A 340-nucleotide genomic window follows, 5' to 3' on the forward strand; every position below is an offset into this window, starting at 1 on the left:
TAATGCATTGGCTTATGTAAATTGGTCAGAGTTTGGTCGTTTTGCCTATATGGCAGGTATGGAGAAAGGATATTTAGGCCTGAATAAAATACTTGTTGATTATGGTTTTGATTTTGGGATGCTTACTTTAATAGTTGCAACAACTTCTCTTATTCTAAAGACAACAACTTTCTATAAATACGGAGGATTTCCTTTTTTAGTATTATTTATTTATGCGATGCCGAATTTTATGTTCGAAGAGCATGTACATATTAGGCAAGGATTAGCAAATGCAATTGCACTTTATTCTATACGTTATGTAATCGATCGTAACCTAATAAAGTTTTTGATTTGTATTACA

Annotated in this window: 1 protein-coding gene; it reads left to right on the top strand. The window is 31.5% G+C overall.

Annotation, left to right across the window (positions count from 1 at the left end):
• On the top strand, positions 1–340 hold a 340-nt coding region (locus QWI17_RS17365; RefSeq protein WP_302723787.1), incomplete at both ends, for an EpsG family protein.

Source organism: Gilvimarinus gilvus (assembly GCF_030518155.1).
In the GTDB taxonomy this organism is placed as follows: Bacteria; Pseudomonadota; Gammaproteobacteria; order Pseudomonadales; family Cellvibrionaceae; genus Gilvimarinus; species Gilvimarinus gilvus.